This window comes from Bradyrhizobium sp. USDA3010, from assembly GCF_056429065.1.
Genome location: NZ_JBWJZD010000003.1, coordinates 340462 through 360070, shown reverse-complemented (window position 1 = coordinate 360070; position 19609 = coordinate 340462). Strand labels below are relative to the sequence as shown.

The window sequence follows — 19609 nt, the reverse complement described above, 5'->3', positions numbered from 1 at the left end:
GACGAATCGGAGCTCCCGGCGAGAGGCACCCATGGACCAGAATTTGCGCGAACAGGTGCTGCAGCGGGTGCGCGCCGAGATCATTTCCGGGCAGAGCCTTCCCGGAACGATGTATTCGGTGCCGTCACTCGCGGCGAGTCTGGGCGTCTCCTCGACGCCGGTGCGCGAGGCGCTGCTCGAGCTCAGCCGCGGCGGCCTGGTCGAGCCGATGCGCAACCGCGGCTTCAAGGTGGTGGAGCCGTCGCTGACCGAGCTGCGCAATTTGTTCGACATGCGCGAGGTGCTGGAGCTGCACGCCGCCGTGCTGGTCGCCGCCAATCCTCCGAAGGATCTACCCGTCGTGCGCGGCTGGGCCGACCAGATCGCCAAGGCCGTCGAGACCGACGACGTCCAGCTCTATCTGGAGGCCGACCGCAACTATCATCGCGAGTTCATCGCAGCCGCCGGCAATGAACTGCTGACCGACATGGTGATGGGACTACGCGACAAGATGCGGCTCTACGGCATCAGCTCACGCGCCGGCCTCGAGCGGCAGCAGGCCTCGGTGCCCGAGCACTACCGGCTGATCGAGCTCGCGCTCGCCGGTGAGACCGAGGCGCTGCCGACGCTACTTCGCAGCCACATCCGCTCCTGGGAGCCAATCTTCGTCGACGCATTGATGCGCTCGAAGGAGTACGCGCGCGAGCCGCTGAGGCAGGCGCGGGGCTAACGCGGAGCGAAGCAGACGGCCGGTCGCGGCGATCGGCTAGTCCAGAATACTCTTGTAGTGCTCCGAGAAGACATCGCGGCCGATGATCAGCCGCATCACTTCGGAGCTTCCCGCCAGGATCCGATTGACGCGCGCGTCGGTGAACATGCGGCTGATCGGATATTCATCCATATAGCCGGCGCCGCCGTGCAACTGGACGCCGAGATCAAGCATCTTCCACTCGACTTCCGATGACATCATCTTGGCCTTGGCGCCCATATTGCTGGTCAGGCGCCCCGCATTGTGCTCGGCCACGCAGTGATCGACATAGACCTGCACGAGATCGATTTCGGCATCCATCTCCGCCATGCGGAACTGGGTGTTTTGCTGTTCGGCGAGCGGCCTGCCGAACAGCTTGCGATCCATCACGTAGGCGCGTGTGATGTCGAACGCCTTACGGCCGTTAGCGATCGATCCGACCGCGGAGATCAACCGCTCTTCGGCAAGACCTTCCATCAGATAGTAGAAGCCCCTGCCCGGTTCTCCGAGCACGTTGGCCTCGGGCACCTTCACATTGTCGAAGAACAGCTCGGCGGTGTCCTGCGCCGGCATGCCCATCTTCTTGAGATTGCGGCCGCGCTCGAAGCCTTCCATGCCGCGCTCGACGATCAACAGCACCATGGCGTGCTTCTTCTCGGCGCCTGCGAGCCTGGCGGCTACGATCACCACGTCGGAATTGATGCCGTTGGAGATGTAGGTCTTCGAGCCATTGAGCAGGAAATGATCGCCCTTGTCCTCCGCGGTCGTCCGCATGCCCGCGAGGTCCGAGCCCGCGCCGGGCTCGGTCATCGCGATGGCCAGGATCGTCTCGCCGCTGACGCATTTGGGCAGGAAGCGATCGCGCTGTTCTTCGGTGCCGAAGCGCTTGAAATAGGAGCCGACCAGGCGGCTGTGCAGCGTGTTGAACCAGCCCTTGCAGCCGGAGCGCGCGGTCTCCTCGATGATGATCTGCTCATAGCGGAAGTCCTCGTCGCCCATCCCGCCATATTTCTCTTCAGGCCAGATCATCAGGAAGCCGAGATCGCCTGCCTTCTTGAACGCGCTGCGGTCGACGATGCCGGCCTCCCGCCACGCCTCCATATGGGGCGCGATCTCGCTGGCGAGGAATTTGCGGTAGGCGTCGCGGAAGATGACCTGGTCTTCGGTAAAGCTGCGCATCATTCACCCAATGGCGCTCTCAAGCGGCGCGGAAACCGGCCGGCGTGCGGCGAAGCACTGACAAAGAAATTCGGAGCGCCGGTTCTGCTTCAATCAAAACCGGCGCTGTCATTGAACAGGCGACGCCTTACTTGCCCTTCCAGTTTGGCGCGCGTTTTTCTGCGAAGGCAGCCGCGCCCTCGCGGGCATCCTCGGACACGAAGACCGGAGCGACGATCTCCTGCTGCTTCTTCCACATCTGGTCTTCCGGCCAGAGCTGGGATTCGACGATCACCTGCTTGGATGCCTTGACGGCGAGCGGGCCATTGGCACCGATCGCGGCTGCAAGCTCAAGCGCGGCGTCGAGGGCGGGGCCATCGGTCACGCGATTGATGATGCCGAGCTCGTAAGCGCGCTGTGCGCCGAAGAACTCGCCTGTCAATGCGAACTCCATCGCCACGCGGAACGGCATCTGGCGCGGCATGCGGATCAGCCCACCGGCCGCAGCAGCCAGCCCGCGCTTCACCTCGGGGATGCCGAACTTGGCGTTGCGGTTGGCGACGATCATGTCGCAGGACAGCGCGATCTCCATCCCGCCGGCGAGCGCGTAGCCGTCGACGGCCGCAATCAACGGCTTCTTCGGCGGCGCCTCGGTGAGGCCGGCGAAGCCGCGGCCGGGGATCGACGGCCGCTCGCCCTTCAGGAATCCCTTGAGGTCCATGCCCGAGCAGAATGTGCCGCCGGCGCCGGCTATGATGCCGACGCTGAGGGCATCGTCGGCGTCGAGTCGGTCGATCGCTGCGGCCACGCCCTTGGAGAGGGCGAGGTTGGCCGCGTTCTTGGCTTCCGGCCGGTTCAACGTGACGATAAGTATCGGTCCGCGGACTTCAGTGAGGACCGGATTTTCTTCGGACATCGCTTTCGTCTCCTGTTGCCGTTCTTAGCGCGGAGCCATGCGGATGGCGCCATCGAGGCGAACGTCTTCGCCGTTGAAGTAGCCGTTGGTGATCATGGTCAGCGCGAGATGCGCATACTCCTCCGGCATGCCGAGACGCTTCGGGAACGGCACCGACGCGCTGAGCGCGGCCTTGACGTTCTCCGGGGCGCCTTGCAGCAGCGGTGTGTTGAAGATGCCCGGCAGGATGGTGTTGACGCGGATGCCCTCGGCCATCAGGTCGCGCGCGATCGGCAGGGTCATGCCGACGACGCCGGCCTTCGAGGCGGAGTAAGCCGCCTGCCCCATCTGGCCGTCCTCGGCCGCGACCGACGCCGTGTTGACGACGGCACCGCGCTCACCGTGCTCCAGCGGGGACAGCGACAGCATGCCCTGCGCCGACTTGGCGATGCAGCGGAAGGTACCGACCAGGTTGATCTGGATGATGCGGTTGAAGGCATCGATCGGGAAGTGCGTCGGCTCGCCGGTCTTCTTGTCCCGACCGGCGGTCTTCACCGCGTTGCCGGTGCCTGCGCAGTTCACCAGGATGCGCTCCTGGCCGTGCGCCGCGCGGGCCTTGGCAAAGCCCGCATCGACCTGCTCGTCGGAGGTGACGTCGACCTTGCAGAACACACCGCCGATTTCCTTGGCGATAGCTTCACCCTTCTCTTCGTTGAAGTCGAAGATCGCGACTTTGACGCCTTGCGCAGCGAGCGCCCGCGAGGTGGCTGCGCCGAGGCCGGAAGCGCCGCCGGTGACGACGGCGGCGACCGATGAATCGAGTTTCATGGCAATATCCTTTCGCGATCAGATGCGTTCGATGATGATGGCCGGTGCCATGCCGCCGGCGGCACACATGGTGACGAGACCATAACGTCCGCCGCTGCGCTCGAGCTCGTCGAGCGCCGTGCCGATCAGGATCGATCCGGTCGCGCCGATCGGGTGGCCGAGCGCGATCGAGCCGCCATTGATGTTGACCTTCTCGCGATCCAGCTCGAGGTCGCGGATGAACTTCTCGGCGACGACCGCAAAGGCCTCGTTGATCTCCCAGACGTCAATGTCGTCCTTGGTCAGGCCGGCCTTGGCGAGAACCTTCTTGGCTGCCGGGACCGGCGCGTTGAGCATCAGCGTCGGATCATCACCCTGATTGGCGTAGGCCACGATGCGGCCGCGCGGCTTGAGGCCGTGCTTCTCGGCATATTGCTTCGACGTGATCAGCACCGCGGCGGCGCCGTCCACCACGCCCGAGCTGTTGCCGGCATGATGCACGCCCTTCCACTCGAGGTCCGGGTAACGGCGCTGGATCTGCTTCTTGAACGTCACGCCGTTGCCGAGGTCGAAATCGGCAAGCTGCTCGAAGCTCGGCTTCAGCGAAGCAAGGCCTTCGGCCGTGGTCTCGGGGCGCGGGAATTCCTCACGACCGAGGGCGACGCTGCCGTCGTCGTTGAGCACGGGGATCACCGACTTGGCGAAGCGGCCTTCATCGATCGCCCGCTTGGCGCGCTGCTGGCTGACCAGCGCCAGGGCATCGCAGGCCTCCCGGCTGATTCCCTCGCGCGTGGCGATGGCGTCGCCGCACACGCCCTGGTGCGACTGCGGGTGAATCTCGTCAAGCGCCGGATTGCCCGAACCCATCATCCGCGCCGGCTGTCCCGCCTTGGAGCGTTCGGCTGCGAGGGTCTGCTGATAGCTCATCATCTCGGTACCGCCGGCGATGACGCAATCCTCCATGCCCGACATCACCGAAGCTGCCGCAAGGTTCACCGACGTGATGCCGCCGCCGCAGAAGCGATCCAGCGTCGTGCCGCTGGCGTTGATGTCGTAGCCGGCCGCGAGCGCCGACATGCGTCCGAGATCGCCGCCCTGCTTGCCCTCCTGGGTCGAGGTCGACCAGATGATGTCATCGACGGTCGACGTATCGAGCTTGTTGCGCTCCTTGAGCGCGCCGAGCACCGTTGCCGCCAGTTGCTGCGGATGCAGGTGCGACAGCGCACCCTTGCCCGGCTTGCCGATGCCGCGCGGCGTGCGGACCGCGTCAATGATGTATGCTTCAGACATGCGTTTCCCTCTGCTTTGGATGTTTCTTGACCGTGAGCTCGCGCCGAATGGTCCCGACCGTTTCCGCTGCGAATTCTACCCCGGAACTAGCCGAGGTGTCAGCGGTGTGGCGTGACCGCAAGCGGCGCGGCAACCGCGGTGCGCTGATCTTCGAAGTACTCGAAGCGCGAGTTGATCAGCATCGACGGTTGCGCCGTTGCGCGCTCCCGCTCGTCGGCGCAGACGGGCTTATCGCACCCCTCCGCAAACAGCGGGACGCCGGGCGCGGCGGCATGCGGACCGAGAGCATATTTCTGCTCTTGCGGCAGGTAGATCAACTGGCCGATCTGGGTGAGGGTCAAGGTGAGACGGGAGACCGTCGATCGGGGAAGGCCGCAGCGATCGGCGATTTCGCGATTGCCCAGGCGTATGCTTCGACCTTCGAAGCAACGCACGATGTCGAATGCGCGCGATACCACCTGTATCACGCGCCGGTTGTCCGTGCCGGCGGTGTCTTGCGCCATCAGTACCTCAGATCGACGTCCCATCGTTTACGCCTCACTCCTCATTGTCATACGGGTGAATGAAACCCACCCTGGTTCGGGCAGGACGCGCCGGTCCGCGACATCGCTGTCGAGCGCGCAACGCCGAGCGGCGCACGCGTGAACGGGCCTGCATGCAGGATCTGACGGCGGCGATCGGCGCACGCCGTGTCGGCGACCATGATGATCGAGCCGGCGCTGTGCCATGGCCGCGCGGCAACGAATTCGGCATGCCGGACAAGGCCATTCCCGGTCTGTTCGAGGCCGGTCTGCATGGCGCCGATGGGCGCCTGGCCGTCCAGCCCGGTGAAGCTGCGATCGTGCGGGGCTAGCAGCTTCGGATAGCGACGGCCGGCCAGCATCAGGCGGATTCTTTCCCTAGGGTTTCAGGCCTTAATTAATTGATTAATTAGTCAGGTGATTAAAGTGGGCGCTCCCCCCTGTCAACCGTCTTCGCCGCAGGGCGCCCCGCGCCCGGGTCGCACCTCGCACATCGCTCAAGCCGCCCGGGGCCGGCTTGTCGGGCCGTAGCTGCCGATCCCTCGTGACGACCGTCAGACCGATGCTGGACGGTGATCAAACGAAATGCGCGACACGAGAGCCCACCCGCACGCGCCGAGACGCAGCGACGGGGCATGCGATTTCTTGGTTGCATATCAGCTTTCGTCGTTCGCTATGGCGCGCGCTCACGCGTCTCGCTCCGCAAGCACCGCCCAGATCCCAAAATGCCGTCGCCGATCGGCGATCGCTCCGAGAATGAATTTCCTTTGTCAGTTCGACGGACGAAGCGACCGTTCCATAGAGCCGGCATGGTTCGATTCATTGATTGCAAATTGGACGCGTTGATCACGGTTCGCGTTCGAGCCGGGCAAAGACGTGCTATTTTACGGCGACGACTATTCGACGGAGGTTTTATGCGTCTCGCATCCTCTTGGCTTCACGCCCTCGGTCGCATGACCCGACAGTTCCAGCGGTGGTGCAGGAAGCTCGCCCGCACCCCAAATCCCGACGGACAGCGCGATTTGCACGAGGTCTTCCTGTTCGGGCCGCACGGCTAGTTGAGCCGGTCGCGCACAGGGCGCGCTGCGGTTTCGGCTGACCCAAGACACCTGCCCAAGACATTTGCCGAAGACACTTGCGGCCAACGTTCTCGCCGTGGCCGCCTGTCCACGTTTCCGAACGTTTGACTCCTGGCTCTGCACGTTTCATGCAATCGAGTGGTTGGTGGAGGGCAGCATGACTAATATCGCTGGACGGCATGTCATCATCGTTGGTGGGGGTGCCAGCGGCGTCTTGCTGGCGTATCAATTGCTGCATCAGTCATCTTGCAATCTCCGCGTCACGTTGATCGAGCAGCGTCCGGATATCGGCCGCGGCATCGCTTACCACACCGGAAATCCCGACCATCTGCTCAACGTCCGCGCTGCGAATATGAGCGCGCTTCCGGACCAGCCGGATCATTTCTGGCGTTGGCTGGTGTCACGGCAGGACGAGGTGCCGCTCTGTCCTGATCCCTATTGCTTTGTTCCCCGGCGGGTCTACGGCGATTACATCGCCAGCCTGCTTGAGCAAGGTGCGTCCGATTGCACCGACGGGCAACGTCTCACGATCGTGCGCGGCACCTGCGTCGACGTCAGCGAGGACTCGGACGCGGCTATCGCTACGCTGGACGACGGCCGCTGCCTTGCAGGTGATACCATCGTACTTGCCACCGGGCACGACATGCGCGCAAGCAACCCGGGGCACGCTGATCCCTGGACGCCGCCGTCGGCCGCTCCCATCGATGCCGACGCGACTGTCCTGATCCTCGGAACCGGACTCACGATGGTCGATTACGTCCTCTCGTTGCTGCGTGATGGACACCGCGGGCCGATCATTGCGATGTCGCGACGCGGCCTGCTCGCCAAGCCACATCGCCGGGTCGATCCCGTTCGTATCGCCGAGACCGACGTTCCGTTCGGTGCCAGCGTCAGTCAATTGACGCGTTGGCTCCGCGCGCGTGTCGAGCGGCATGCCGCCGAGGGCGGCGACTGGCGTGGTGTGATCGATGGGCTTCGGCCCTACACTCAACGGCTATGGCGTGAGCTCCCGTTGACGTCGAAGCGCCGCTTTCTCGAGCATGCGCGAGCCTGGTGGGATGTGCATCGGCACCGGATGGCGCCGGAAGTCGAGGCCCGCATCACCGGGGCACTCTATGACGGACAGCTCAGCCTGATTGCGGCAAAGATGGTTCGAATCGAACCGAACGATGCCGGCGCTGCGGTCGCATATCGCCTGCGCGGGGACACCGAAACCAGGCAGCTGCAAGTCGGCACCGTCGTCGACTGCACCGGCATCGTGAAGGATCCGCGTGCGACGCCCAATCCGGCCGTGCGCAGCCTGTTTCAACGGGGCCTCGCCTGCGTCGGTCCGCTCTGCATCGGCATCGAGACCGACCCCGATTGCGCGATCGTCGACCGTGAAGGCGTCCCGTCGCGCCGCCTGTTCGCGGTGGGCCCGCTGACCCGCGCGGCGTTCTGGGAGATCATCGCGATTCCCGACATCCGCAATCAGTGCGCCGAACTCGCTGCCCTGCTCTCCCGCACTGGAGATACAGGGCAACACCAGTTCCGCCGCGAACTGACGCGCGTTTAGCTGCTGAAGCCGGCCGGAATGAACGCCGGCAGCTTGTCCTCGATGAATTTCTTCACCTCGGGCGAGTTGAAGACCTGGATGAAGGCCTTGAGGCGCGGATCGTCCTTCTTGTCCGGCCGCGCCGTGAAGCGCAGCACCAGCCCGTCATCGACCGTGCGATCGATCAGCAGCGCCGATTTCGGATCGCCGCCCGCGGGGATCAGATAGGTGATGTTGACGAGTGCGAGCGTGACGTCGTCGAGCGAGCGATAGGTCTGCGCCGGATCGAGCTCGACGATCTTCAGATTCTTGGGGTTCTCGATGATGTCGAACCGGCTCACCGCGAAGCCCTTGCCCGGCGTCAGCTTGATCAGGCCGGCCCGCTCAAGCAGGATCAATCCACGTGCGCCGTTGAGCGGCTCGTTCGGGATCGCGACGCTGTCGCCGGGTTTGATCTCGTCGAGTGACTTGATCTTCTTCGAGAACAGCCCGACCGGTGCGATCACGCCGACCTTGTCGACCTGGACCAGATTGAAGCCGCGCTGCTTGTTCTGGATCGCAAGATAAGTGCCGTGCTGGAACAGGTTGGCGTCGACGTCGCCGCTGTTGACCACCTCGTTCAAGGCCACCCAATCGGACAGCTCGATGACCTTGACGTCCTGCCCTTTGTCCTTGGCCAGCTTGGCGGCGAACGCTGCGAGTTGGCCGACCGGACCGGCGCTGGTCGCGATCTTGAGGGGTTCGTCGGCGACGGCGCTCGCCGTCAGGGCAAGGACAACGCCTGCCGCTTGCGCCAGGCGCAACAATGTCTTCATCATCTCAATCCTGTGTTGATTTTACCAAGTGCGATCACGCCGCCTTGCGGGCGCTGCTGCCAGCCTCGGCCTGGGCCAATGCCTGAACGAGGTCGGCGATGATGTCGTCAGGGTGCTCGATCCCGACCGAGAGCCGCACATAGCCGGGCGTGACGCCGGCCGCGATTTGCTCCTCGCCGGTAAGCTGCTGGTGGGTGGTCGAGGCCGGATGAATCGCGAGCGACCGCGCATCGCCGATATTGGCGACATGATAGAACAGCCTCAGCGCATCGATGAAGCGGCGACCGGCCTCGACATCACCTTTCAACTCGAAGCCGACCAGCGCGCCATACCCCCCTTTCAGATAGGTGTCGGCGCGGCGGCGATTCTCCCCGTCCTGCAATCCCGGGAAGATCACATGGGAGACGCCGGGGTGCCTGGCCAGGAACTCCGCCACCTTGATGGCATTCTCATTGTGCTGACGCAGCCGCAGCGGCAACGTCTCGAGCCCCTGGATGAACTGGAAGGCATTTTGCGGCGCGATCGCAGCGCCGAGGTCGCGCAACAGCTTGACACGCGCCCGCAGGATGTAGGCGATCGGACCGAGCGGCTTGGCCGCCTCCGTCCAGATCGCGCCGTGATAGGCGGCGTCGGGCTGCGTCAGCAGCGGAAAGCGCTCGGCATGCGCCGCCCAGTCGAAATTGCCGCCGTCGACGATCGCGCCACCGATCGACGTGCCGTGGCCGCCGATATACTTCGTCGTCGAATAGACCACGATCGCGGCACCATGCTCGAACGGACGCGCGATCAGCGGCACCGCCGTGTTGTCGAGGATCAGCGGCACGCCGAGCGAGCGGCCGATATCGGCCACTTCCCTGATCGGGAACACGTTGAGCTTGGGATTGGGCAGAGTTTCGGCAAAATAGGCGCGGGTCTTCGCATCGGTGGCACGACGGAAATTCTCCGGATCGGCCGGATCGACGAACCGCACCTCGATGCCGAACTGCTTCAAGGTTTGCGACAGCAGCGTCCAGGTGCCGCCATAGAGATCGGTCGAAGAGACGATGTTGTCGCCGGCCTGGGCGATGTTGAAGATGGCAAAGGCCGACGCTGTCTGGCCTGAGGCCACGGCGAGCGCGCCGACGCCGCCTTCCAGCGCCGCCAGCCGTTCCTCGAAGGCGTCCGCCGTCGGGTTCTTGATCCTTGTGTAGATCTGCCCGATCGCTTCCAGCGCGAACAGCCGCGAGGCATGGTCGGTGTTCTCGAACTGGAATGAAGTGGTCTGATAGATCGGAACCGCCACCGCACCAGTTGCGGGATCGGACCGGTAGGACCCGCCATGCAGGGCGAGCGTCTCGAGATTCTTCGTGTCGACCGGCATTTTCGAACTCTCCTGGGATCGGTGAACCAAGCGCTGCAAGTCGCGAAATGATGCGCAGCGACTTTGCTGCTGTCGAGATGTCCGGGAAAATAGCGATGGACGTGCTGACGTCTCGCGGGACGACATCCTGAATTTTTCAGACAGATCATCCGGCACGAAGCATTTGTTTCGTGTGCCGGCGGCCAGTGCCGGCGCGTGAGATCGCGGATCACACAGTGAGTGACGGCCTGCGGTTCGAGCTGCATGAACGCGTCCAACCCGCCTGCGAGCATCGATGAGCGTAACTTGCTATCGAAGAATTCCGCTGCAGCAGGATTTTTGCGCAGACCGTTCGAATAGAAAACAACGTCGCGCAGGCATACTGCTACGTTGTCCCGACACGATCACTATCGGAACAGGTCGATGGCAAAATCGAGAGAGCTTCGCTTCAACGCGTTCAACATGATGGCGCCTAGCCACAACTGGGCCGGCCTGTGGTCACATCCGCGCGATACCTCGCTCGATTACAACTCGCTCGATTACTGGGTCAATTATGCGGAGACTGCCGAGCGAGGACTGCTCGACGGCATCTTCCTGGCCGACGTGTTCGGCATCTATGACGTCTATGGCAACAATCCGGACACAGCGCTGCGTCACGCCGTTCAATTGCCGAATGCAGAGCCGACCTTGCTGGTCTCGGCCATGGCGCTCGTCACGAGGCATCTCGGCTTCGGCATCACGTCCAACCTTACCTACGAACACCCTTACCAGCTCGCGCGACGCTTCTCGACGCTCGATCATCTCACCAACGGGCGGATCGGCTGGAATATCGTGACCGGCTATCTCGACAGCGGCGCCCGCGGCATGGGCATCGACGCGAGCCGCGCCCATGACGAACGCTACGAGGCAGCGGAAGAATTCCTCGCTGCGAGCTATAAATTATGGGAAGGCAGTTGGGAGGATGACGCAGTGCGCCGGGACCGCGCGGCTCGCATCTTCACCGACCCCTCCAAAATCCATCCCGTCTGTCATGAAGGGCCCCACTATAAGGTTGACGGCATCCATCTTGCGGAGCCCTCCCCGCAACGCACGCCCCTGCTTTATCAGGCGGGCACCTCGAAGCGCGGCCGCGCTTTCGCGGCGCGGCACGCCGAGGCAATCTTCCTCAACGGCCAGACCAGGCCAATTCTCACCCATGCGGTCCGCGACATCAGGAGCGCCGCCAAGGAGTTCGGGCGCGATCCCTATGATATCCGCCTTTTCGCCGGCGCGACCGTGATCGTCGCGCCGACCCGGGCGGAAGCCGAAGATCTGCTCGCGGACTATGCCGCACATGTCGACCAGACCGGGCAGCTCGCTCTGCTCTCGGGTTGGACCGGCATCGATTTCTCGACCTATCGTCCCGACCAGGCGGTGCAATATGTCGAGAGCAACGCGATCCAGTCGATGGTGGAGAACTTCACCCTGCGGAGCGACCGCCCGGTCACTGGTCGGCGACCTTGCGACACTGAGCCGCGTCGGCGCACGATCCCCCTTCGTGGTCGGCTCGCCCCAGGATGTCGCGGACGAGCTGATCGCCTGGGCGGAAGACACCGACGTCGACGGTTTCAACCTGTTCCGCCTCGTCGCGCCCGAATCGCTCGACGCCTTTGTCGACCTCGTGGTGCCGGAACTGCAATCACGCGGCGTGTACAAGACGGCCTATCGCGAAGGCACGCTGCGGGAAAAGCTGTTCCCCGGGCGCGGACCGCGCCTTCATGCCACTCATCCCGGCGCGGGGTACCGGCACTTGCGCTCGAACGCAGTCCGCTCCGATACCGCCGAATAGCGCCGTGGCCTGACTCGGACCCGCGTGTTGTCTTGGGCCGCGGCTACCAGCTCGGCAGCACGGCGCCCTTGAACTTGGTCAGGACAAACTCCTTGACCTCAGCCGTGTGATAGCTGTCCACGAGGGTCTTGACCCACGGCTTGTCCTTGTCCACGGCGCGAACCGCGATCAGGTTGACGTAAGGCCCCTTCGGGTCCTCGCGCAGGATCGGGTCCTTGACCGGATCGAGGCCGGCCTGGGTCGCATAGTTCGTGTTGATCACTGCGGCATCAACATCGTCGAGCGCACGAGGCGCCTGGGCCGCATCGACCTCGACGAATTTGAGCTTCTTCGGATTGTCGGTGACATCCGGGACTGTCGGCTTGAACCCGACGCCGTCCTTCAACTTGATCGCACCCTTGTCGCGCAGCAGCAGCAGGGCCCGGCCGCCATTGGTGGGATCATTCGGGATCGAGACCTTGCCGCCGTCCGGAATCTCCGCCCAGCTCTTGTGCTTCTTGGAATAGACGCCGATTGGGAAGTTGACCGTCAACCCCACCGCCTCGATCTTGTAACCGCGATCGGCCTTCTGGTTGTCCAGATAAGGCTGGTTCTGGAACGAATTGGCCTGGATATCGCCGGCGTCGAGCGCTGCGTTCGGCACCACATAGTCGGAGAACTCGACCAGCTGGATATCGAGCCCATTCTTTGCCGCGATCGGCTTCACGGCCTCGAGGATTTGCGCATGCGGCCCCGGCGTCACGCCGATCTTGATGGTTTCCGCCGCGACAGACGCCGACCAGAGCGTGAGCGCGCTGGCAAACGCAACAATGGAACGAAAGGACATTTGGGTCTCCACAGCAATTGTCAGTATTGCGAAAAAAGGGCGCCGAAGAGATCGGGGCCGGTCTCAGCGATGGCGCAGGCGGCGGTTGACGCGGCGGGCGAGATAGTCGCCGGCCGTCTGCACCGTCTGCACCAGCGCGATCAGGACGACGACGACCGCGAGCATCATCTCGGGCATGAAACGCTGGTAGCCGTACCGGATGCCGAGGTCGCCCAGCCCGCCGCCGCCGACCGCTCCGACCATCGCCGAATAACCGAGCAGGCTGACGACCGCGAGTGTCAGCGCGAGCACCAGGCCCGGCAGCGCTTCCGGAATAAGAACCTTGAGCACGATTTGCAGAGGGCTGGCGCCAAACGACGATGCGGTCTCGATCAAGCCGGCATCGACCTCACGGATCGCCGCCTCGACCAATCGGGCGATGAACGGCATCGCGGCGATGGTCAACGGCACGATCGCCGCGCCCGAGCCGATGGAGGTACCCGCGATCAGGCGCGTGAACGGAATGATGGCAACCACAAGGATGATGAACGGCGTCGAGCGTGTCGCATTGACGATGATCCCCAGCACGCTGTTGACGGCCGGCGCTGCGAACAACTCCCCTTTGCGGCTGGTGGCCAGGAAGACGCCGATCGGAAGTCCGAATGCGGTGGCGATCAACGCAGCGATCGACACCATGAACAGGCTCTCGCCGGTGGCCTGAACGATCAGGTTGATGAGTTCACGCGACATAGCCGAGACGTTCCACCGGGAGGTTATTCTTGGAGAGATACAATACCGCCTTGTCGGCCGCGGCCTCGCCGCCGGGAATGCCCAGCGACAGCGAGCCGACATGTTGACCGCCGATCTCATCGATCCGCGCCGACAGCAGCGCGACGTCGATCGAGAGCTCGCGCGCAAGGCGGGCGACGATGGTGTCGCCGGCATCCGCTCCGCGAACCTGGATGCGAATGACGGCGTGACCACCGGCAACCGGTTGTGGTTGCAAGCGGCTTGCAAGCGACACCGGAACGCTGTCGCCGATCACCTCGGAGAGGAATGCCTGCGTGACCGGATGCGCGGGATGCGTGAAGATGTCGGCGACGTGACCACGCTCGACGATATGACCGCCGTCGATCACCACGACTTCCTTGGCGAGCTGACGCACCACCGACATTTCGTGGGTGATCAGGACGATGGTGACGCCAAGCTCGCGGTTGATATTGGCGAGCAGATCGAGGATCGAACGGGTTGTTTGCGGATCGAGCGCCGACGTCGCCTCGTCCGACAGCAGGACGTTCGGCCGCGTCGCCAGCGCGCGGGCGATGCCGATGCGCTGCTTCTGGCCGCCCGACAGCTCCGACGGGTAGCGATCATATTTGTCCGCGATGCCGACGAGCTCGAGCAGCTCCGCGACGCGGACCGCGATGTCGCGCCGCGACCAGCCCGCGATCTCGAGCGGCAGCGCGACATTGTCGGCGGCCGTGCGCGACGAGAGCAGATTGAAATGCTGAAAGATCATGCCGATCGAGCGCTGCGCCAGGCGCAGATCACGGCCCGAAAGTCCGGAGATATCGCGGCCGTCGACGACGACACGGCCGGTTGATGGTTTCTCCAGCCCGTTGATCAGCCGCACCAGGCTGGACTTGCCGGCACCGGAACGCCCGATCACACCGGTGATCGAGCCGCGCGGAATCGCGAAGTCGATGTCTTTCAGCGCCTGCACGCTCGGCTTGTCGCGGTAAGCCGGGTAGGCTTTCGAGACCCGCTCGAACCGGACCATGGCATCCGCCGTGGCCCGCGGATGCGCCAATGGCGACAGCGTCTCGACAGGTTCCGCTGCCGTCAGGGATTGATGCACGTTCATTCAGTCAGTCCATAAGGTCGCTTTGGTCGCCACGCGCGCAGTCGCGCCTCAATGACCAAAGAGCAAATAGCTGCGGTCGACGCCCCGGCGCTCGCTGGTCTCATCGGTCCAGCCCACGGCCCGGCGATAGCTGCCCATGCTGTCCGTTTGCTTGAGCGCAACGATGTCGATCGACTGCGCCTGATCCGCAAAGGGCGAAACATACAGCGCATCCTCGGGACAATAGAGCTCGCAGAGGAAGCAGGTCTGGCAATCGCCTTGCCGGGCGATTACCGGAATTCCGTCCGTCTTGTCAAATACGTTGGTGGGGCAGACGTTGACACAGATATCGCAGGACGTACAGCGCTCGCCGTCGATGACCTCGATCACTCCGCAGCCTCCGCATAGCTGGCCTCGGCATGACTCCGGGCCGAGGTCCAGATCTCGTCGAGGCCGCCGGTCGTCACATAATGCCGCTGCCGGCTGTCCTGATCGGGGAAGTCGTCGCGGCGATGCATGCCGCGGCTTTCCTGACGGGCAAGCGCGCTGCGGTACATCCACCGCGCGGTCGCCAGCATCGCCGCGGCCTCGCGCGCCCGCACGATCTCGGATGTGTCGGCAGCATCCGCTTCCGACACATCGCGCCACGCCGCGTCGAGGCGCCCTAGCGCGCCCTGCAATCGCGACGCCTCGCGGAAGTAGTTCAGCTCGTACGGGAAGACCTCAGCCTGAACGGCCCTCGCCAGCGCGGCCGGCGCGAATGCACGGCGCTGCCGGCTTCGAAATGCCACGGCGCCCGCGGACGACGATGTGCGCCTGGCAGCTGGTCCGACCTGAGTGGCATAGTCAGCAGCGCCTTGCCCGGCCCAGGCTCCCGACGACATCGCCCAGGCGGCATTGTGGCTGCCACCACCGGTGAAGCCACCGCAGATCAATTCGCGCGTCGCCGCGTCGCCGGCGGCATAGAGCCCTGGCACGCTGGTGGCGCAACTGTCGTCAACGATACGAAGGCCGCCGGTCCCCCTGACGGTGCCCTCCAGCCGCAACGTCACGGGAAAGCGGTCGTTGAATGGATCGATCCCGGTGCGGTCGAACGGCAGGAAGAAATTCGGCTGCGATACGCGCATATGATGCCGCACATCGTCATCAGCCTTCTCCAGCCTGGCATAGACCGGGCCCTCGAGCAGGGCGCGCGCAATCGCCGATCGCCCGCCCTTCGACGCCGCGCCGGGCACTACGCTGCCGTCGTCATAGGTGAAACTGGCCCAGCCGTAGAACAATGTCTTGGTCACCGAGCCGAACGCCGGTGAGATCGCGTAAGGGTTGGAGAACTCCATGCTGGTGAATTCGGCACCGACCTCCGCGGCCATCAGATAGCCGTCGCCGGTCAGCACATTCGATCCGAGCGTCTTGCTGAGGAATGCACAGCCGCCGGTGGCGATCACGACCGCCTTGGCCCGCACCGTCCAGCGATCCTGCTTCTGCCGGCGCACGCCGCTGGCGCCGGCGACGGCCCCGTCGTCGTCGACGAGCAGCTCAAGCGCCGGGCTGTGGTCGAGAATGGTGACGCCGGCCTGCTTGGTGCGCTTGCGCATCAAACGCATGTATTCGGGGCCCTGCAGCGAATTGCGTCGCGACGTGCCGCGGTCGTCAACCGGATAGGGATATCCCCAATCGGCCAGGCGATTGCTGTGCTGATAGGTGCTGTCGAGCACGCGCGCCATCCAGCGGCGATCCTGGAGATAGCCGCCCATCTTCTCGCGATTGGCCATCGCTGCCTCGCGCAGGGTCGGATCCGGATCAACGTACCAGACGCCCGTTCCCGCCGCGGCGGTGGCGCCCGATGTGCCGCAAAATCCCTTGTCGGCGAGCACCACCCGCGCGCCGCGCTCGGCGGCGCTGACCGCGGCCCAGGTCCCCGCGGGGCCACCACCTATCACCAGAACGTCGGCCTCGAACGCGACCGAGCCTTCAGGCGCGGACACGCGTTCGGCGCGATGAGTTGGGTTCGGCATGATGGAAAGCTCCAGGCGGATCGGTCACGGCGCAAGGCACGCCACAACACATCGTTGCGCGCGCGGGCCCGACTGGCAATTTCAGATATTTGCGGAGAGTTGGACGAAGCTTTCACCTGCCCTGCTGCGCAAAGAAGATTCGTGTCGCCGCATGCCGGATGTTGCGCCATCGGCCGACAACGCGACACGAGCTTGCACGCAAGGCTCGCCGGCGGGGACGGATATTTCTTTTTGCGCGCTCCGGGCCGCGATGCATTTTCCCGCGCGCATCGTGCCGATATCTAGCGACAAGCATCATCGCAGATACGGCCGTCATGTCTCATCGTCAGCTTCACCTCAACGTCAATCTTCTGCATTCCGGCGTCTATGCGTCGGCCTGGCGACTGCCCGACAGCGACCCGCGCGCCTGTTTCGACGTCAGCCACTACGTGCGCGTCGCCCAGATCGCGGAGCGCGGCAAGCTCGATGCAATCTTCCTGGCCGACACGCCCGCCATCACCGACCGCATCGACTACCGCTCGTTCATGTCGCTGGAGCCGACCATCGTGCTGGCAACCGTCGCCGCCGCGACCAGCCATATCGGGCTGATCGCGACGGCGTCGACGACCTACAACGAGCCGTACAACATCGCGCGCCGCTTCGCGACTCTGGATCTGGCGAGCGGCGGCCGCGCCGGCTGGAACGCCGTGACCACGGCCGATGCCTCCGCCAGCCGCAACTTCGGCCTTCCCACCGTGCTTGAGCACAAGGCGCGCTACGACCGGGCCAAGGAGTTCGCCGAAGTCGTCCATGCGTTGTGGGACAGCTGGGAAGACGATGCCTTTGTCGGCGACAAGGAGGCGGCGCGATTCGTCGACACGACCAAAGTCCACCCGATCGGACATCGCGGCAGCCACTACAGCGTGGCCGGCCCACTCAACGTCCCGCGTTCGCCGCAGGGACGTCCCGTCACCGTTCAGGCCGGCGGATCGAGCGACGGCCGCGACCTCGCCGCCGCGCAGGCCGAAGCGGTGTTCACGCTGGCCCAAACCATCGACGAAGGCGTCGCCTATGCGCGCGATCTGCGTGCCAGGGCTGCGGCGTACGGCCGCGCCGGAAGCTCCATCGTGATTCTGCCTGGACTCGCGACCGTCATCGGCAGCACGGAAGCGGAAGCCAAGCGGCGCCAAGACGAGCTCTGGGAGCTGGTTCCGATCGAATACAGCCTTGCGCGATTGGCCGGCACATTGCAGGTCGATCCAGCAATCCTCGATCTCGACAAGCCCCTGCCCGATCCTCTGCCGCTGCCGGCCAACGCCAACCACACCATGTTTCAGGGAACGGTCAACATCGCGCGCCGTGGCAATCTCACCGTCCGTCAATTGCTGCGCGCGCTCGGTGGCGGCGTCGGCCACCGGATCATCGTCGGCACGCCCGAGCAGATCGCCGACGACATCGAGGCCTGGTTCAAGGCCGGCGCGGCCGACGGCTTCAATCTGATGCCGGACGTGTTGCCGACCGGGCTCGACGTGTTCGTCGACACCGTGGTGCCGATCCTGCAGCAACGGGGGCTGTTTCGGCGCGATTACGCGGGCACCACCCTGCGCGAGCATTTTGGATTGCCGCGGCCGGTCAGCCGTTTTGCGCAACAACCGGCGACCGCCACGAGCGCCTGACGCATCAGCGCGAGCCGGCCAGATGTGCCGGATTGTCACCGGCGGGTGACTGCGCACGAACGCGCGGGATGACCTCCTTCGCAAAGCGCTCCATCTCGGCCTCGAACGGCTGGAACTGCAACATGAAGAGTTCAATGCCGGCGGCATGGAAGCCCTGGATGCGGGCCGCCACCTCGTCGTAGCTCCCGACTAATCCCGCAGCCGTCCCACCATTGCTGCCAACCCGCGCCGATTTCTGCATGGTCTGCATCATCACCACCTTGGGATCGGTGTTTTGCTTCTGGATCGCCTTCATTGGCGCATCCTTTCTGGAGAGATCGAGCAGCCGCTGGTAGGCCGCCTCGGCCTCGGCCCGGGTCTGGCGCGCAATCACGAAGGCGGACAGCCCGAAGCGAAGCGGAGCCGTGGCTCTCGGCCGCGCAGCCACGTCGGCGATCAGGCCAGCGACGTCGTCGAGCGGCTGTCCATTAATGAACCAGACATCGCCGTGATCGGCGACCAAGGCGCGCGCCGGCTCGGATTCACCCCCGACATAGATCAATGGCCGCGGCCGGTAGAGGCTGCCAGGCCGCAACACATAGTCCCTGACATCGAAATGCTCACCCTTGTAGGTCAGCCGCTCGCCCTGCATCAGGCGCGACACCACGGTGATCCACTCGCGGCCGTAGGCATAGCGGGCATCATGCTCTGCGAAACCGATGCCGGCCTTGTCGAGCTCGGGCCGGTTCCAGGCATTGACCAGGTTGATCGCAAAGCGGCCGCGGCTGATGTTCTCGATCCCGAGCGCGAGCTTCGCCAGCACGACCGGATGATAGAGATAGGGTTTGATGGCGGCGATGATCTCGATCCGGCTGGTCAGCGCGGCAAGTGCGGCGGCGGCGCTCCAGGCTTCGAGCTGATCAAGATCCTCCTGATGCGGATTGATGGTGTGCTGCGCGATGAGTGTGGAGTCGTAGCCGAGCGCCTCGGCCGCGATCACGAGGTCGCGATTGCGTTCCCATGATGCATCGTAGGGCTCCTCGGGATCCTGATAGGCAGCGCGCGAACCGTGCACCAGCGCCCATATCCCGAAGCGAAGCGGTCGTATCGTCATTGGCGATCTCCGAGTTGCGCCTTGTCGCTCCGCTTTTCACGAAGACGCGGCTGGAGATCAAGCAACGTCACATCAAAAGATTTTCCTTGCCGCGCCGCGCGCGCGGACAAATCAGAAAACTCCAAATCTCGCGACAATTGAAAAACCGCTCTATTTCTGTTCGCGAAAAATCGTGGGACAGTTTGCGTCATCTGAACGATCCCAG

17 protein-coding genes and 2 pseudogenes are annotated in these 19609 nt (G+C 64.3%); 4 read left to right on the top strand and 15 right to left on the bottom strand.

Annotation, left to right across the window (positions count from 1 at the left end):
* Positions 1-31: 31 nt before the first annotated feature.
* Positions 32-709, top strand: a complete 678-nt coding sequence (locus AC066Y_RS07205; RefSeq protein ID WP_456721878.1) for a GntR family transcriptional regulator — start codon at positions 32-34, stop codon at positions 707-709.
* Positions 710-745: 36 nt separating this feature from the next.
* Here the strand turns inward: AC066Y_RS07205 and AC066Y_RS07200 are convergent, their stop codons facing one another.
* The 6 genes and pseudogenes from AC066Y_RS07200 to AC066Y_RS07175 all read right to left on the bottom strand — a co-directional run bounded on the left by AC066Y_RS07200 (position 746) and on the right by AC066Y_RS07175 (position 5760).
* Positions 746-1906 (bottom strand): acyl-CoA dehydrogenase family protein, encoded by a 1161-nt coding sequence (locus AC066Y_RS07200; RefSeq protein WP_478273259.1) that lies wholly within the window; start codon positions 1904-1906, stop codon positions 746-748.
* Between the two features lie 127 nt (positions 1907-2033).
* The gene (locus AC066Y_RS07195; protein WP_478273258.1) at positions 2034-2801 is read right to left on the bottom strand and encodes a crotonase/enoyl-CoA hydratase family protein; all 768 of its coding nucleotides are present in this window, start codon (positions 2799-2801) and stop codon (positions 2034-2036) included.
* Between the two features lie 24 nt (positions 2802-2825).
* Positions 2826-3608 (bottom strand): SDR family NAD(P)-dependent oxidoreductase, encoded by a 783-nt coding sequence (locus AC066Y_RS07190; RefSeq protein ID WP_092083031.1) that lies wholly within the window; start codon positions 3606-3608, stop codon positions 2826-2828.
* Positions 3609-3626: 18 nt separating this feature from the next.
* Positions 3627-4877: an acetyl-CoA C-acetyltransferase gene (locus AC066Y_RS07185; RefSeq protein ID WP_478273257.1), complete on the bottom strand. Its 1251-nt coding sequence runs from the start codon at positions 4875-4877 to the stop codon at positions 3627-3629.
* Positions 4878-5140: 263 nt separating this feature from the next.
* Positions 5141-5404, bottom strand: a pseudogene (locus AC066Y_RS07180) (helix-turn-helix domain-containing protein); the annotation flags it as partial.
* Between the two features lie 23 nt (positions 5405-5427).
* Complete coding sequence (locus AC066Y_RS07175; protein WP_478273256.1) at positions 5428-5760, bottom strand: hypothetical protein; 333 nt, start codon at positions 5758-5760, stop codon at positions 5428-5430.
* A gap of 874 nt (positions 5761-6634) precedes the next feature.
* Here AC066Y_RS07175 and AC066Y_RS07170 point away from each other — a divergent pair.
* Positions 6635-8032 (top strand): FAD/NAD(P)-binding protein, encoded by a 1398-nt coding sequence (locus AC066Y_RS07170; protein WP_478273255.1) that lies wholly within the window; start codon positions 6635-6637, stop codon positions 8030-8032.
* On the opposite strand, the gene AC066Y_RS07165 is transcribed toward AC066Y_RS07170, so the two are convergent.
* Positions 8029-8826 carry a MetQ/NlpA family ABC transporter substrate-binding protein gene (locus AC066Y_RS07165; RefSeq protein ID WP_456721873.1) on the bottom strand — a complete coding sequence of 266 codons (798 nt, stop codon included), beginning with the start codon at positions 8824-8826 and terminating at the stop codon, positions 8029-8031. The genes AC066Y_RS07170 and AC066Y_RS07165 overlap by 4 nt on opposite strands.
* A gap of 34 nt (positions 8827-8860) precedes the next feature.
* Positions 8861-10186 carry an O-acetylhomoserine aminocarboxypropyltransferase/cysteine synthase family protein gene (locus tag AC066Y_RS07160; protein WP_478273254.1) on the bottom strand — a complete coding sequence of 442 codons (1326 nt, stop codon included), beginning with the start codon at positions 10184-10186 and terminating at the stop codon, positions 8861-8863.
* 402 nt (positions 10187-10588) lie between these two features.
* Here AC066Y_RS07160 and AC066Y_RS07155 point away from each other — a divergent pair.
* Positions 10589-11993, top strand: a pseudogene (locus tag AC066Y_RS07155) (LLM class flavin-dependent oxidoreductase).
* Positions 11994-12036: 43 nt separating this feature from the next.
* Here AC066Y_RS07155 and AC066Y_RS07150 read toward each other — a convergent pair.
* From AC066Y_RS07150 to AC066Y_RS07130, 5 genes are read right to left on the bottom strand one after another with little or no spacing between them, the layout of a single operon-like run.
* Positions 12037-12831, bottom strand: coding sequence for a MetQ/NlpA family ABC transporter substrate-binding protein (locus tag AC066Y_RS07150; protein ID WP_478273253.1), 795 nt, complete (start codon positions 12829-12831; stop codon positions 12037-12039).
* 51 nt (positions 12832-12882) lie between these two features.
* Positions 12883-13548, bottom strand: a complete 666-nt coding sequence (locus tag AC066Y_RS07145) for a methionine ABC transporter permease (RefSeq protein WP_092115686.1) — start codon at positions 13546-13548, stop codon at positions 12883-12885.
* The gene (locus tag AC066Y_RS07140; RefSeq protein ID WP_478273252.1) at positions 13538-14662 is read right to left on the bottom strand and encodes a methionine ABC transporter ATP-binding protein; all 1125 of its coding nucleotides are present in this window, start codon (positions 14660-14662) and stop codon (positions 13538-13540) included. The genes AC066Y_RS07145 and AC066Y_RS07140 overlap by 11 nt, the downstream gene beginning before the upstream one ends.
* A 48-nt stretch (positions 14663-14710) precedes the next feature.
* Complete coding sequence (locus tag AC066Y_RS07135) at positions 14711-15031, bottom strand: 4Fe-4S binding protein (protein ID WP_478273251.1); 321 nt, start codon at positions 15029-15031, stop codon at positions 14711-14713.
* Positions 15028-16656 (bottom strand): FAD-dependent oxidoreductase, encoded by a 1629-nt coding sequence (locus tag AC066Y_RS07130; protein ID WP_478273250.1) that lies wholly within the window; start codon positions 16654-16656, stop codon positions 15028-15030. The genes AC066Y_RS07135 and AC066Y_RS07130 overlap by 4 nt, the downstream gene beginning before the upstream one ends.
* Positions 16657-16970: 314 nt before the next feature.
* On the opposite strand from AC066Y_RS07130, the gene AC066Y_RS07125 reads away from it, so the two are divergent.
* Complete coding sequence (locus tag AC066Y_RS07125; protein WP_478273249.1) at positions 16971-18311, top strand: LLM class flavin-dependent oxidoreductase; 1341 nt, start codon at positions 16971-16973, stop codon at positions 18309-18311.
* Between the two features lie 4 nt (positions 18312-18315).
* Here AC066Y_RS07125 and AC066Y_RS07120 read toward each other — a convergent pair whose 3' ends face one another.
* Together AC066Y_RS07120 and AC066Y_RS07115 are read right to left on the bottom strand one after the other, a co-directional pair.
* Entirely contained in the window at positions 18316-19404 is a 1089-nt protein-coding gene (locus AC066Y_RS07120) for an LLM class flavin-dependent oxidoreductase (RefSeq protein ID WP_478273248.1), read from the bottom strand.
* Positions 19401-19595, bottom strand: coding sequence for a hypothetical protein (locus tag AC066Y_RS07115; protein ID WP_478273247.1), 195 nt, complete (start codon positions 19593-19595; stop codon positions 19401-19403). The genes AC066Y_RS07120 and AC066Y_RS07115 overlap by 4 nt, the downstream gene beginning before the upstream one ends.
* Positions 19596-19609 lie beyond the last annotated feature (14 nt).

Excerpts from the sequence above, each read along its gene's own strand:
- AC066Y_RS07170 (WP_478273255.1), top strand. The coding sequence starts at position 6,635 with ATGACTAATATCGCTGGACGGCATGTCATCATCGTTGGTGGGGGTGCC.
- AC066Y_RS07140 (WP_478273252.1), bottom strand. The coding sequence starts at position 14,662 with ATGAACGTGCATCAATCCCTGACGGCAGCGGAACCTGTCGAGACGCTG.
- AC066Y_RS07145 (WP_092115686.1), bottom strand. The coding sequence starts at position 13,548 with ATGTCGCGTGAACTCATCAACCTGATCGTTCAGGCCACCGGCGAGAGC.
- AC066Y_RS07200 (WP_478273259.1), bottom strand. The coding sequence starts at position 1,906 with ATGCGCAGCTTTACCGAAGACCAGGTCATCTTCCGCGACGCCTACCGC.
- AC066Y_RS07120 (WP_478273248.1), bottom strand. The coding sequence starts at position 19,404 with ATGACGATACGACCGCTTCGCTTCGGGATATGGGCGCTGGTGCACGGT.
- AC066Y_RS07190 (WP_092083031.1), bottom strand. The coding sequence starts at position 3,608 with ATGAAACTCGATTCATCGGTCGCCGCCGTCGTCACCGGCGGCGCTTCC.
- AC066Y_RS07165 (WP_456721873.1), bottom strand. The coding sequence starts at position 8,826 with ATGAAGACATTGTTGCGCCTGGCGCAAGCGGCAGGCGTTGTCCTTGCC.
- AC066Y_RS07185 (WP_478273257.1), bottom strand. The coding sequence starts at position 4,877 with ATGTCTGAAGCATACATCATTGACGCGGTCCGCACGCCGCGCGGCATC.
- AC066Y_RS07125 (WP_478273249.1), top strand. The coding sequence starts at position 16,971 with ATGTCTCATCGTCAGCTTCACCTCAACGTCAATCTTCTGCATTCCGGC.
- AC066Y_RS07175 (WP_478273256.1), bottom strand. The coding sequence starts at position 5,760 with ATGCTGGCCGGCCGTCGCTATCCGAAGCTGCTAGCCCCGCACGATCGC.
- AC066Y_RS07160 (WP_478273254.1), bottom strand. The coding sequence starts at position 10,186 with ATGCCGGTCGACACGAAGAATCTCGAGACGCTCGCCCTGCATGGCGGG.
- AC066Y_RS07205 (WP_456721878.1), top strand. The coding sequence starts at position 32 with ATGGACCAGAATTTGCGCGAACAGGTGCTGCAGCGGGTGCGCGCCGAG.
- AC066Y_RS07195 (WP_478273258.1), bottom strand. The coding sequence starts at position 2,801 with ATGTCCGAAGAAAATCCGGTCCTCACTGAAGTCCGCGGACCGATACTT.
- AC066Y_RS07115 (WP_478273247.1), bottom strand. The coding sequence starts at position 19,595 with ATGACGCAAACTGTCCCACGATTTTTCGCGAACAGAAATAGAGCGGTT.
- AC066Y_RS07130 (WP_478273250.1), bottom strand. The coding sequence starts at position 16,656 with ATGCCGAACCCAACTCATCGCGCCGAACGCGTGTCCGCGCCTGAAGGC.